A 12994-nucleotide genomic window follows, 5' to 3' on the forward strand; every position below is an offset into this window, starting at 1 on the left:
CGAGGGCATTTAAATTTCTGTACGTTTCAAAATCTTTTGTATTACTGGGCTTGTGTAATAGCCTGGATCACAGCATTTGGTAACTTGGCATCATCGAAATCAAAGCGTACGTCACCCACTCTAACAATCACTAACTGTTTAGAAGGTATAACGTAAACCCGCTGACCACCGAAACCATCAAAGAAAACCACATCATCGGCAAGGTAAGGTGCAGAATGAATCACTCCAAATTTAGCACCAGGGCGGTAAGTTCGCATGGGTTTGAATGGGTTTCCTAACCAGGTTAAATAACCATAATTAGGGTTACTTTTTGATGGTTGAGTAGCCTGTCTAACCCACTCACTCGATACAACTTGCTGGTCTGCAACCATACCGTTATTCATTATCATTAACCCAACTGCTAACAAATCTTCTGGTTTTGCAATTAAGTAGCTGAACCCATGAGCAGTGCCGCCTTCATGATCTAACCAGACATAGGCTGGGTTAGCAGCCAATTTTGACCATAAATGTTTTTGCAGATAAGCAGCCAGCTTTTCACCTGTTGCTGCTTCTAACACATCCACTAATAACTGTGGATTAGAGTTGTTATATTCAAATACAGTCCCCGGCGCTTTAACTTGTTCTAATGAGCGGGCGACGTTAGAAATATCATCACTGTAATTCAGTTTGGTGCTGTGAGCTAAAAAGCTATTATTGAGATCGATTGGCGGTAAATAGAGCCCTGAAGACATGGTTAATAGATGCTCTATGGTAATTTCACCGTAAGGCATATCTATCCACTGACCAATATATTTAGATGCAGGATCTTTTACAGATTCAATCTCACCGCGATCAACGGCAATGCCAATTAATAATGAAACTATGGTCTTTTGAATTGAGAAGGTTTGCATATAACTGTCTGAGTCTTCACCTTTCCAGTATTTTTGCGCAACTAACTCACCATTATGCCAAACTAAAAATGCACTACTTCCTACCTGTTCAGCATATTGAAAGGCTTCAGAAAATTGCTGGTTTTGCTCTGCGGCAGCATCTTTGGCAATACTCAAACGTGCTTTATTATCTTTAGATTCAACCTTTACGACTGGTTCGAACCATTCTGTATCATGTACAAAATCTACACCCTCAAGGCTAGAAAGGCGGGATATATAAGTATAGTTGACGGCAACAAAGCCAATAATAAATACTAACAGGATGGAACACCCGTAGGCTAAAATTTTTAATAATTTAGACATAAAACAACGTCTCTCAGCAAAGCGTAAAATTAAAAAGCGATTTAAATGCAAACCGGCCATAATGACCGGTTTAATTTAACTTAAGTAGTGTTGATTAAAAACGATATTCGGCAGATACACCCATACGACGCTTGTTGCCCCAAGCAGGGACGGTAGAAACGAAGAATGCACTAGGGATGTAAAATGCATTAGATACATATTCTTCATCCGTTGCATTTTTAACCCATAATTCCACAGACCAATTATCCCCTGTTACGCCACCGCGCAAGTTTAAAAGGGCTCTTGATGGAATAGTGGTAATATTTACCTCAGACACATATTGCTCTGATTGACCGGTTAGGTCCGCACGAACAAAATAGGTTAGATCATTACTTAGTTCACCATCATATTGTGCACCTAGGTTCCACTGCGTATCTGAACTTCTAGGCAATGAGTTTCCACCTATATCACCATTTGCTGCACACACGATGTCATCACAAATTGCCGCTCTCTCGATGCGCTGTGAAAAAGTACCCTCATCGTATTTGGCGTTATTAAGTGCTAATCCGGCATTGACAGTAATCGCATCAGTTAATGCATAAGTTACGTCTAGTTCAACCCCTTTTGAGGTGGCAGAACCTAAATTGCCAATGATGGAAGTAGTTAAAAATCCACCGTTAACTGCCGCTTGACTCACTTGTAGCTCATTCCAATCGATGTAATACATGGCCGCATTAATGCGTAAATCACCATCTAAAATAGTATTTTTTGAACCAATTTCATAAGTGGTGTTCTTATCTGCTTGATATACTTTTTCTGACTCTAACAAACCATCAGTAATTTCAGCGTTCAAGCCACCAGATTTAACCCCTTTGGCAGCTGAAAAGTAAACTAGCTGATTTTTATTAATGTTGTAATCTGCTGTGAAACGAGGGGTAAAATAACTATCTTCGTAGGCATCTGCTTCGCTGCCGTCTATATAGGTAACGTTATTTTCTTTTGTTTCATCGGTATAACGACCTTCTAACGCTAACACCAACTTATCGTCCATTAATGGTACTGAAACTCGTCCAAATAATGCCGTTGCATCAGTTTTAGTAATGTTGTTATTACGGGTTGTCGTATCTAAAGTTGCATCCGTAATTGGATCCAGGTTGTCAGTATAAAGCGGAGCAAAATAACTAGCAGTCCCTGTATCTCTATCTTCCCCATCGGTCAAATAAACACCAAACATAGCGTATACGCCATTGTCTGCGGTGTAATCAACTCGCAACTCATGAGAGTCGTAATCGAAGCCACCCACAGGTAGCAGAGTAAATGAGTTAAGAACGGCCGGAATACCTAAAGGAGTAAGATCTGTTCCGGTAAGTGGAGTACGATCTGCAATACCTGCAGTCATGGTATCGCCATTAATGTTGGCGAATTGATATGACAAGGTCACGTTTTCAGTTAATTCAGCTGAAATAGACGCTCGGAAGATTTCTGTTTCAGAATCTAGTGCATAGGTTCTAGGATCGATAAGGAATCCGGTTTCAGTGTCTGTTCCAAATTCCACTGGGGTTTCTGGTAATTCGCCACAGTAACCGCGGACAGGGCCAAAGAATAAACTGCCGCCACAATTATAATCACCGATTTCTAAACGAGCTTGTGCTCTACCTTCAGTGAACGAATCAAAAGAATGATAAGCCAATTCAATATTGACAGACTCGATAGGTTGAGCAACTAAAGAAATACCATAGGTTTTTTTATCCCAACCACTTAAGGTATCGTCTGTGCCTGGGCTCACACCTGCCAATGCGGCAGGATGTGAATTGTCCCAGTCACCATCATAATCACTATTGGTAAAAGTAAATTTAACTGCTAGTTTATCTTCAATGATTGGCACACTAATAGCACCGGTAATATCTTGACGACCGCCGTCACCGATGACTACCCCGACTTCACCGGTTAATCCGCCTAAATCCGCTTTTTTGCTAATATAGTTGATCGCACCCATGAATGAGTTGGCACCGTATAATGCCCCTTGAGGACCTTTTACGACTTCAATTCGCTCCATATCCATTGCGCCTAAATCAAGGGCATAGTTTCTAGGGATATAAACGCCATCAACAAAGGTTGAAACATTTTGTTCAAGCTGATCAACAGAAAATTGGCTTGCACCACGAATAATTGGCGTACCAAAACCACCATTTGAAAAGTCTTCAAAAGTTAAACCTGGAGTAGACATAGCTACATCTTCAAGTTCCTCTAAACTTCTTTTCTTTATATCATCAGCACTGAAAGCACTAATGGCCAATGGAACATCTTGGATAGACTCAACGGCTTTCCTTGAAGTAACCATGATGACTTCAAGGTTGCCATTTTCGTCATCAACTTGTTGTTCTTGTGCATATACTTGCGAAACAAAGGAGGAGCTCATTACAGATGCAATGGCTAACGATAGGGCTGTAACTTTAAACGTTATTCTCATAATAGATTCCCGGTGCAGATATTTTTATTATAATTCGTTATTAAATTAGAGTGCGCCTTTTTTAAAAGACACTAACTTATTACACAGCTTAGCCAAAATGCTCAATAATGACCCAACCACATAATGACATTAACATATAACATTATAACCATCAAACTTTTGTTTACCCTATACAAACTGCACATAACATAGAAAAATTCTAATAAATTTCAAACATTTAAACAAAAACCACGAACAGTTAACGTTCAAATTTATAGATGTAAAGAATATATCTTTTGGAAATAAACGAACAATAATATAAAACTAAAAGATGATATCGGGCATAAAAAATACCTTTATTAAAAAGCTGTATTTAATAAAAGAGTCTTTTATTAAAACCTTAATCTGGCTGTTTAAACTTATACCCAACTCCATAAACCGAGGAAATCGGGTTTATACCCGCTGCAAGTTGGTTGATTTTTTTACGGATATTCTTGATATGGTTATCAATATTGCGATCTGATACTTCTAAATTTTGCTGATATATGGCAGTAATTATATCTTCGCGACTAAAAACGCGACCAAGGTGACGGATGAAAAGCGTAAAGATTTTAAATTCCACTGCAGTTAAACCAAGATCACAACCTTTATAATGAGCACTATACTCATCAATATTCACTTCAAATCCAAACTGATGGATAATATTTTCCGTAAAAGAGTCTACTCTTCTTAGTACTGCCTGTATTCGAGCCACAACCTCTTTTGGGCTAAAGGGCTTGCACACATAATCATCTGCACCTAGATTTAACCCCATTAATCGGTCCGTTTCTTGGCTCTTAGCGGTTAACATTATTATAGGTACCTTTGAAAACTCTCTGATCTGTTTGCAAATGGTGATGCCATCAACGTCGGGAAGCATGATATCTAACAGAATCAAGTTAACCTGATTATCCTTTAGGTAATTAACGACTCCGTTACCACTATTATAGTGCTTAGTATCAAAACCACCTTGCTTACAGTAGGCAAGCAGCACTTCTGCAATATTTTCTTCATCTTCAACGATCAATATTTTAGGTGTTGTCATATAGCATTACTTTTTAGAAAAAATGTGACTTTTACTTTTAAGCCACCTAGGGGGGAGTTTTCTAAGAGGATCTTGCCACCATGGGCTTCTACGATTTTTTTACATATGGATAGGCCTAAACCAGAACCGCCATGCTCCCTGCTCCGAGATTTTTCCACTCGATAAAAACGATGGAATAATTGCCCTAAATCGTCAGTTGAAACAGCTGGCGCACTATCCTCAATAATAATAGTTAATTTTTCCTGCTGTTTATTTATTTGAATGTTTACTTGGCCACCTTTATGGGTATATCGGCAAGCGTTTTCCAGCAAATTGGTAAATAGCTGCTGCAACCTATCTTTATCACCACGCATTGTGCATGACCGTGCAGTTGCTAGAATTTCAAAACTCACCGATAAATCGCGGGCGTCAAACATGGCTGTAAAACTTTCGATGGTTTGTTCAAGGATATCAACCAGGTTTATTTCAACCTCGTTGTAAGTTAAATAAGCGAGGTCACTGGTTGCCAATTGGGCGAGATCATCGACAATGTGGTTTAAAATATTAACCTGATTAATTAACACATTGATACGCTTTTCATCAGCAACAAACACTCCATCTTGCACCGCTAACAAGTGAGATCTCAATACCGTTAGCGGGGTTCTTAATTCATGTGAAGTATCTGAAATCCATTGAAATCGCATTTGCTGATTTTGCTCAAGGGTAGAGGCAAGTTTATTTACATTTTCAGATAAGGTACCCAGTTCATCTTGGGTCAGAGGTAAAACCCGACTGTGGTAATTACCGTCTTTTAGTTCATTGGTTGCATCTACAAGCTGTTTGATGGGTTTACTTAGATGCCTCGACAACACAATAGCCATAACAAAGGCGAGCAAAATAACACCGACAGTAATGGCAAGATAATTACGCAGTTGCGCTGCTAAAAACACATTGACCGAGCTATTTTCAACTAAGCTTGACGGCACTAAGCCAATCCAGCCTATTACCTTATCATTGTTTAATAGTGGCTCTAAGTGTGGGTTATCGGCAATATTATCTCGCCCTACTACCACATTTTTATGTTGATCATAGAGGCTAATTCGTTTGCCTGTTTGCAGAATATCCGCAGGAAGATTTGACCATAACAATAAGGGGGTATTTGGCTTTTTAGGCGCTGGCGCTGAATCGCTAGGTTTTGAATCAAGGCCAGTGTTATTGCGACTATTGGGCTCCGATGGGCGCGGCTCTGCTGGCGGCTTTCTTGGATCAACAATAGCACGCCATAATTCAGAGTTCTGAACTATGGGTTGCCAACTATCGAACTCTGAATATATTTGCAGCAACTGCTGTTTCACTTCAACAACATGTTTCTGCTCTTCTTGTTCTATGAACTGATTAAACTCTGACGAAAAGTTGCTATAAATAAAAACAAACAGCAAGCCAACTAAGATGATGTTAGTAACAAAAAAAGCCAAAAAGAATTTATGTATTAACTTCAACGGTTTTGAGCTCTTTAACGTCATAATTTCGTATGTGTTTCGCAGTATTGCATACTGGGATTATAGGGACAATTAATCTATCGTTTACTTCAAAGGCTTACTCTATTTTGCGGTAAAAAGTGAGTAAGCCCTTTTTCCGTTTTACTGCTTAAAACCGAATTTGGCCAGTTTCGCCTGGGGTTAACAATCGATACTGAGGTTTTACAACGCTAATATGCACAGTCCCTAAACTCTTGTGAAGGTAAATAGACAATTCAGACACTTTGGCAAAACTATGCCTACCTCGAAACACGATTTCTCTGCCATGTTGCCAACGCTCACCTGCGCCGCTAGCAGATTGCAACTTCACAGTTTCAAAGGCTAGTGCCTCGCCGTTTACCGCTAGTTTGGTATGTTGTTTCAGGGCATTGGCAATAAAAGCGTCCTGTTGACGAGAGCTCAAGTTATTCGGCATGACACTATCAATATCGCCCATTAACCATGCTTGCTCACTTTGTAATGCCATTATCAAATGATCCATATCAGCAAGTAATTTCACTTCAACCTGCCCATCTCTTAAAATTACCTGGGCACTCGTTTCGGATAAAACGTGGGCGCTAACTGAAGTACTCGTTGCCAATAAACAGTTAAACAACAAGCATATGGCAGTCACCGATTTTAATGTTTTAAATAAAGACATAATCACTCCTAATCCCCTTACTTGGGTTCTTCTATGCTTGCTCGACAAATTAAGGTGTTGTCGGTTTCCAAATCCTCGCCCCAAATAAAGTGCGCGTTTTCATTCCAATTTATCTCGCTGTAGCCATCTTTCGGACCAACTGACTGAGCCTGATGCTGTGTGGCATTTGCCCATGCTGAATCATCGAAATCCCGTTGTAACCAATTTTGCGGCGCGTCTTTTGACATAAAGGTGCAATAGCCCTCTCCTGCAACAGGATTCGACTCTTTCTCGCACAGCTTATTAAGAGGCGCACGATGGAGAACTTCACACTTCCAACTACTGTCAGTAACAGACACCACTTCATTAGTATCTGTATCCGTAATTTGCATGATAAATCCACCGTCACCCATTTGTTGATTTCTAGCGCCGATGTACTCCAGGCCAGTGTCATTTTGTTTGAAGTCTTTGAGTATAAGATTAAGCTGAATAGGATAATTGGCTGAAAACGCAATGGTTTCAGCATTAAAGGAACGTTCGGTATGAATAGACACCGAATCTTCAATCAATAATTCTTCACCAACATAAGCGGCAAACCAATTGTCAGCCCACGCTTCTAATTTGAAATGATGTTCGCCAATGATATTCGGGTTCTGTTCATGCTTAACCGCCGCTTTAACTGTATTTTTAGGTTGTTGAGGATTACGACAAAAAGTACCGGTTTCGAGCTTTCCACCATTACTAATGGTTTTTTGTTGAAAATCGAAACAATTCTCCTCCTGAATGGATGGCCGATAAGTTGTGAAGTAGCGCTCACCTTTATATAAATAACTCATGGTACGACTACCATCATCGGACACACTATGGGTTAAGTTTTCAACACCCTCTGCTGGCGGACGCAGATCTGCTCTGATACCTTGAGAGTCTCCACTTAGAGGAGCAACTCTAGGCAATTTAGTGGTGTCCACCTCGCCCACCAAACATTGAATAATATAAGGTGGTGTGGCTGACGTTTGGTAGCGATAACCAAAATTATCATCCCCTTGACCATTACATTCGTCTAACTCACCCAGCGTAATGTCACTGCCATCAGGATTTTTATCACCATACAAGGGATAACCATCGTAAGCCCAACCAATAATGGCATCGCTGCCCTGGTTTTTCATTGTGTCGATCATGCATGTTGGTGACACATGATAATGATAGTCATCTCCGCGTCCGGCATGGCCACCGCAGTTATCTAACTGCCCCAACACTAACGTGTCGTGTTTTGCATCATACTGATTTACATCTAACTCCCCTTGAGACGAATAATCGTAAATCGGCACTCCATTTACTGCTACCCCCAATGCGGCATCGATAGTCGTTACTGAGTTTGCCTTTTTAGGGTTGAGTTTGATGGGTGCAGCATAACCTTTAGCAGGGACTGGAATTTGTTCATTGGTACCTGTTATGCCAGTCATCATCTCGTGATCGGGATAAGTTGATGACACGACATAGGCGTAGTTTTCATCACACACCACTTTAACCTGTTCCGCAAAGCCTGCATCTGCGACCGACTGCTGAATAGTTTGGCAGCGCGCAGAGTCAATATTGACTGACAAATCTGGGGGAATATAGGATGGTGTATTCGCTCCACGTTGAGCATCAGCGCGCGGCTTATTACCCTGATTGGAAGTATGTTCAGGTGAGATAGTGCCTCGTTCATAGGTCACGTTTAATTGCGCAGAGTCTAAGGTAATATCCTGCATTGCCGCTAAAAGAGTACTTCGATCTACCTTGCTATTTTGACTGAATGACACAGGTTCAGATAACGCATAAATGTTGAAGGTATAACGTTTTTCACCGGGCCCTTTGGAACAAGGGGGCGCATACTGATTCAAATGATTTACGCTATTGCTGCCCATAACACCCAGTATTTCATTGGTATCAATTTGTGTTGTTTCAGGACTGATGTTGTACATTGTCCAATACCAATGCATTCCATCAGGCGCTTTGTGATCCATAATTAATACATAAGACTGAGTAGATTCTGGTGCCCTACTCCAACTTAATGGCGGGCTAACGCTGAGGCCATCACAGGTATAAATTACCGGCAAATTCCCGCCTTCGACCATAGCCGAACTGGTTAACACAAATCCGCTGCTGTTAGTCTGTTGCTGACTTTTAGAATTCTCCCCCGAGCAAGCCAAAAGTGAAAAAGCACAACATAGCACCAATAAAAGCCACCGCATATTTCTCATCATTTAAAACTCCCAGAATGTAAAACAAAAGGCGAAAAACCAATTCTTAGAAGCTTAACCTGCAAATGTAGGGGAATTATGTAGTAGTAACGTTTTTTGTAGCATGGCCTTTAGGCCATGGAAGAAATCCACCTCACAACCTGTAGCATGGCCTTTAGGCCATGGGTATTTAGACCGTGGGCATTCTGGCCATGACCATCAAACACCACAAACGCGGGGCTAAAGCCACCGCCTACAGGGGGAAAAATAAATAAAAACAACCTGTAGCATGGCCTTTAGGCCATGGGCATTTAGACCGTGGGCATTCAGGCCATGGCCATCAAACAACGCCAGCGCAGGGCTAAAGCCACCGCCTAAAGAGGTGGCAAAACAAATGAATTACCGTTAATTGCCCAACGATGGGTAGGGTATAAATTCAATTGAGTCATTGGGTATGTTAGGAAACTTTTTATCAATCCATTGCTGTTTGGCAAGCTCAATTCGCTCTTTTTTGCTGGAAACAAAGTTCCAATCAACATAGCGTTCACCTAAGTTCTCGCCGCCAATTAATGCGATCTGACTATCTTGTGTTGCTTCCACCACGACATTTTCTGCTGAATCTAACACCACCATTGTATGCTGAGTCACTGGGGTATCTTTCAACTTAACATCACCCGAAACCACATATAGGCCTCTTTGGCCCGCATTGGGCAATTCCAACGACTGCCCTGCTTTTATTTGCGCTTCAACATAAAGGGTTGGGCTAAAAGTTTTCACCGGTGACGTTACACCATAAGCAGAGCCTATCATCACGCGGATTGCCACACCGTTAATTTCCAACTGAGGTAAGGTATTTGCAGAATAATGATGAAACGAAGGTGCTGTCTCTTCATCTTTTTCAGGTAAGGCTAACCAAAGTTGTAAACCATGAACCGAATGAGGCCGATTTTTCACATCTGCAGATTCGCGCTCAGAGTGAACCATACCGGAGCCAGTTACCATAAGATTTAAATCTCCTGGACGAATGCGCTGCTCACTGCCAATTGAATCTCTATGTAAAATTTCACCATCAAATAAATAGGTAACGGTGGCAATATTAATATGCGGATGTGGCCTAACATCAATGCCTTGTCCTGGAGAAAAAGATGCTGGCCCCATGTGATCAAAGAAAATAAAAGGGCCAATACTTTTTACCTGTTGATTAGGTAAGGTGCGACGAACTGAAAAACCGCCAAGATCTTTTTCCTTAGGATGGATTAGCTGCACAATAGCACCGCAACCGGATACCAACTTACAAGGCATTTCAACCACTTGACTTTGATTACTCATATTCCACTCCTAAGAGTTTAATTGAACACGCCAGGAAACTAATGCTGCCATCAATTTCCCAATAAAATCACGAGTGGATTGATCGGTTAGCTTGCCGTTTTCATCAAACTTATCGTGCGCCGACGCTATCATCACTTCGGGTTTATTGATTAAATGCACATCCAAATAAATCATAATTTGTCGCAAGTGATATTGCGCTCTAGCCCCGCCCAACATACTCATACTAGCACTCATTAAGGCTGCAGGTTTGCCCGCAAATGGTTGAGGTTGTTGTCTGGAAAGCCAATCGATGGCATTTTTTAAAACCCCAGGAACGGAATAATTGTATTCAGGGGTAGCAAATAAAATAGCATCGGCATTCGCCACTTTTTGGGCAAGATCCAGCACGGCTTTTGGAGTCTGTTCACCATCCAATTCTTGGTTGTAAAGGGGGAGCTCGCTGATATCCAATAGCTCAAGGGTGGTATTTTCTGGCAACAGTTCTGATGCTGCCTTAATAGCAGCCGTATTATAAGATGATTCTCTTAAGCTTCCCGAGAAAGCCACAATATGTGTTGTCGTTGTCATTTTCATTCCTCTGCAATTTAAATTAACTGTTTATAAAAGATCAGGACGCATTTAGAGGATTCTAAATGCGCGCTAAGTTACCGAATTTTCCAGTTTGGAAGTCAGTAAAAGCTTGTTTTATCTCGGCATCACTGTTCATTACAAATGGACCATAACCAACGATAGGTTCGTCAATTGGTTTACCTGCCAAGACAAGCAATTTGCTATCATCAAGGGCTTCTACTTCAAGTCCCTCACCGGATTGGGATAAGATTATAGTTTGATCTTTCGATACCACTTGCCCATTGACCTTTACTTTGCCTTCACGAACAATCACCAATGCCGACCATTCATCTGCAATTGGCAAGGTAAAACGCGCAGTAGCCTTAATCTCACCATCAGCCACCAAAATTGGGCTGTGAGTTGAAGCTGGTCCTTTCAGACCGTCAAGTTCACCAGCAATGATCCTTAATGCCCCTTTGTCACCTGGCAAGATCACAGACGGAATTTGTGCCGCTGCAATTTCCTGATACTTAGGCGTATTCATTTTGTCGCGCTTAGGTAAATTGACCCACAATTGCATCATTTCTAACTTGCCACCGGATTTGGCAAAGGCCTTCGAATGAAACTCCTCATGTAAAATTCCCTTTGCTGCCGTCATCCACTGAACATCACCGGGACCGATAACTCCTTGTTCACCTGTGGAATCTCTATGTGCCACTTCACCGTCGTAAACGATAGTGACAGTTTCAAAACCTCGATGCGGATGTTCTCCAACACCACGAATATGCTCTGATGGCGAAAATGACATTGGCCCTGCGTGATCAAGTAGCAAAAAGGGACTCACCCTTTTTCCCATTCCTTGATACGAGAACAAGGTTTTTGCAGGAAAGCCATCGCCGACCCAATGTGGTTTTGGCGCAGAAAACACGTTTTCAACCTTTTTCATCATTCACTCCTCTATTTCAACTTGGTTATTAGCTTAGTATATGAACCAAATATTGAGTAGATAGCAAAAATAGGTATCATAGTTCTATAAATGCAACGATGAATTGAATGGCGAGGTTAAATGCGATGCAGGATCTCAATGACTTTTACTATTTTGTGAAAACCGTGGAGCACGGTGGTTTTGCCCCAGCCGGACGAGCCTTAGGTATTCCCAAATCGAAACTGAGTCGCCGCATTGCAGCGTTAGAAGAAAATTTAGGTGTAAAACTAATATATCGCTCTACTCGTCAATTTCAGGTAACAGAAATTGGTTTGAAGTTTCTGTCACACTGCCAAGCCATGTTAGTAGAAGCAGAAGCTGCGCAAGAAGCCGTGGAATTTACCCATGCAGCCCCCTGCGGCACGATTAAATTGTCGTGTCCTATCGCATTGCTGCATGTTCACATTGGTGAGGTGTTGGCTGATTTTATGGCTAAATATCCAAAAGTGAATATTCAATTAGAAGCCACAAACCGGCGCGTAGATGTGATAGGAGAAGGAGTTGATGTTGCAATTCGCGTGCAACCCCCTCCCCTTGACGATAGCGAGCTAATTCTCAAAGTTCTTTCAAAAAGAGGAATATGCTTAGTCGCCAGCCCTGAATTAATTAACAAGTATGGCGAGCCCACAAGGCCAGAAGAGCTATCCGCGTGGCCAAGCTTAGGATTAGGCCAGCCACAACATCACTATAATTGGACACTTTACGGCCCTAAGAATGAAGAAGCCATAGTGCCCCATACACCCCGTTATGTAACTACCGATATGATTGCATTGCGAAACGCCGCATTGAAAGGTGTGGGCATAGCACAGCTGCCATTATTAATAGTGGCAGACCACTTAAAAGCCGGATCACTAGCGCCATTGTTAGCGGATTGGCAACCAAAAAAAGATATCATCCACCTAGTCTATCCATCTAGACGAGGTTTACTGCCAGCAGTACGAGCCTTAGTCGATTTTATCGCCGACTACTACCAATCATTCGAAGAAGAATAAATTACAGCGCTAACCCACCTCCCACAAAAATGAAATG

11 protein-coding genes are annotated in these 12994 nt (G+C 41.5%); 1 reads left to right on the forward strand and 10 read right to left on the reverse strand.

What is annotated here, in order from left to right; translation table 11 throughout:
• Positions 1-41: 41 nt before the first annotated feature.
• From ABJV04_RS02715 to ABJV04_RS02760, 10 genes are all read right to left on the reverse strand, one after another.
• Complete coding sequence (locus ABJV04_RS02715; RefSeq protein WP_348489632.1) at positions 42-1232, reverse strand: serine hydrolase; 1191 nt, start codon at positions 1230-1232, stop codon at positions 42-44.
• A gap of 94 nt (positions 1233-1326) precedes the next feature.
• On the reverse strand, positions 1327-3681 hold the full coding sequence (locus ABJV04_RS02720) for a TonB-dependent receptor (RefSeq protein WP_348489634.1): 2355 nt from the start codon (positions 3679-3681) through the stop codon (positions 1327-1329).
• Positions 3682-4060: 379 nt separating this feature from the next.
• A complete protein-coding gene (locus ABJV04_RS02725) occupies positions 4061-4744 on the reverse strand; it encodes a response regulator (protein WP_348489636.1) in 684 nt (227 codons plus the stop codon).
• Positions 4741-6222: an ATP-binding protein gene (locus tag ABJV04_RS02730; RefSeq protein ID WP_348489638.1), complete on the reverse strand. Its 1482-nt coding sequence runs from the start codon at positions 6220-6222 to the stop codon at positions 4741-4743. The genes ABJV04_RS02725 and ABJV04_RS02730 overlap by 4 nt, the downstream gene beginning before the upstream one ends.
• A 148-nt stretch (positions 6223-6370) precedes the next feature.
• Complete coding sequence (locus tag ABJV04_RS02735) at positions 6371-6901, reverse strand: hypothetical protein (RefSeq protein WP_348489639.1); 531 nt, start codon at positions 6899-6901, stop codon at positions 6371-6373.
• A gap of 17 nt (positions 6902-6918) precedes the next feature.
• Positions 6919-9126: a YHYH protein gene (locus tag ABJV04_RS02740; protein ID WP_348489641.1), complete on the reverse strand. Its 2208-nt coding sequence runs from the start codon at positions 9124-9126 to the stop codon at positions 6919-6921.
• A 107-nt stretch (positions 9127-9233) separates the two neighbouring features.
• Complete coding sequence (locus ABJV04_RS02745; protein ID WP_348489643.1) at positions 9234-9383, reverse strand: hypothetical protein; 150 nt, start codon at positions 9381-9383, stop codon at positions 9234-9236.
• A 124-nt stretch (positions 9384-9507) separates the two neighbouring features.
• Positions 9508-10431, reverse strand: a complete 924-nt coding sequence (locus tag ABJV04_RS02750) for a pirin family protein (RefSeq protein WP_348489644.1) — start codon at positions 10429-10431, stop codon at positions 9508-9510.
• A 9-nt stretch (positions 10432-10440) separates the two neighbouring features.
• Positions 10441-10998, reverse strand: coding sequence for an NAD(P)H-dependent oxidoreductase (locus ABJV04_RS02755; RefSeq protein WP_348489645.1), 558 nt, complete (start codon positions 10996-10998; stop codon positions 10441-10443).
• A gap of 61 nt (positions 10999-11059) precedes the next feature.
• A complete protein-coding gene (locus ABJV04_RS02760; RefSeq protein ID WP_348489647.1) occupies positions 11060-11926 on the reverse strand; it encodes a pirin family protein in 867 nt (288 codons plus the stop codon).
• Between the two features lie 107 nt (positions 11927-12033).
• On the opposite strand from ABJV04_RS02760, the gene ABJV04_RS02765 reads away from it, so the two are divergent.
• Complete coding sequence (locus tag ABJV04_RS02765) at positions 12034-12957, forward strand: LysR family transcriptional regulator (protein ID WP_348489649.1); 924 nt, start codon at positions 12034-12036, stop codon at positions 12955-12957.
• Positions 12958-12994 lie beyond the last annotated feature (37 nt).

This window comes from Aliiglaciecola sp. (assembly GCF_039982535.1).
In the GTDB taxonomy this organism is placed as follows: domain Bacteria; phylum Pseudomonadota; class Gammaproteobacteria; order Enterobacterales; family Alteromonadaceae; genus Aliiglaciecola.

Bases quoted from the DNA above. Each gene is read 5' to 3' on its own strand.
- ABJV04_RS02715 (WP_348489632.1), bottom strand. From the start codon at position 1,232: ATGTCTAAATTATTAAAAATTTTAGCCTACGGGTGTTCCATCCTGTTA.
- ABJV04_RS02720 (WP_348489634.1), bottom strand. From the start codon at position 3,681: ATGAGAATAACGTTTAAAGTTACAGCCCTATCGTTAGCCATTGCATCT.
- ABJV04_RS02725 (WP_348489636.1), bottom strand. From the start codon at position 4,744: ATGACAACACCTAAAATATTGATCGTTGAAGATGAAGAAAATATTGCA.
- ABJV04_RS02735 (WP_348489639.1), bottom strand. From the start codon at position 6,901: ATGTCTTTATTTAAAACATTAAAATCGGTGACTGCCATATGCTTGTTG.
- ABJV04_RS02740 (WP_348489641.1), bottom strand. From the start codon at position 9,126: ATGATGAGAAATATGCGGTGGCTTTTATTGGTGCTATGTTGTGCTTTT.
- ABJV04_RS02750 (WP_348489644.1), bottom strand. From the start codon at position 10,431: ATGAGTAATCAAAGTCAAGTGGTTGAAATGCCTTGTAAGTTGGTATCC.
- ABJV04_RS02755 (WP_348489645.1), bottom strand. From the start codon at position 10,998: ATGACAACGACAACACATATTGTGGCTTTCTCGGGAAGCTTAAGAGAA.
- ABJV04_RS02760 (WP_348489647.1), bottom strand. From the start codon at position 11,926: ATGAAAAAGGTTGAAAACGTGTTTTCTGCGCCAAAACCACATTGGGTC.
- ABJV04_RS02765 (WP_348489649.1), top strand. From the start codon at position 12,034: ATGGCGAGGTTAAATGCGATGCAGGATCTCAATGACTTTTACTATTTT.